Genomic DNA, 569 nt, shown 5'->3' with positions numbered 1-569 from the left:
CGTGTGCGCCGAGCAGTCCTGCTCCCGGCGCACGTTCGCCGAGCAGATACCGGGGCTGACCAGCCCATACGCCCGGTGTACCGATCGGCTCGGCGAGCTGCTGGACCGGATCGCGCTCGCGCTGGCAGGCCGCGCGGGGGCTCGGATGGCTACGACCCTGGGGCTGACGGCGGGGCGTATGGGGCTGCTCAACCGGGTCCGGGCGATGCCCGATCCGCTCTATGACACCCCGCGCGTCCTGGGGGTCGATGATTTCGCCACCAAGCGCGGGCAGTCCTACAGCACGGTGATCACCAATGGTGAGACGCACCAGGTCATTGACGTGTTGCCCGGCCGCGACGCCGGACCGCTCACGAGGTGGCTGACCGATCATCCCGGCATCGAAGTGATCTGCCGCGACCGCTCGGGGGCCTACGCCGAGGCGGCCCGGACCGGCGCCCCGGGCGCCCAACAGGTCGCAGATCGGTTCCACTTGTGGCAGAACCTCGGCCAGGCCGTCGAGAAGTGCGTCACCGCCCACCGCGACCAGCTGAGCACCGTCGCCCCGCCGCCGGAGCACGAAGCTACCG

1 protein-coding gene is annotated in these 569 nt (G+C 71.0%); it reads left to right on the top strand.

All coding sequences use genetic code 11. From position 1 onward, the window contains the following. Positions 1-569: ISL3 family transposase (locus TN53_RS41920; RefSeq protein ID WP_046264153.1), on the top strand; the 569-nt coding region annotated here is incomplete at both ends.

Origin of the sequence: Streptomyces sp. WM6386, from assembly GCF_000972385.1 — a bacterium.
Lineage (GTDB): Bacteria > Actinomycetota > Actinomycetes > Streptomycetales > Streptomycetaceae > Streptomyces.
The sequence above is the reverse complement of the archived record's forward strand: the minus strand, read 5'-3'. Positions and strand labels throughout refer to the sequence as shown.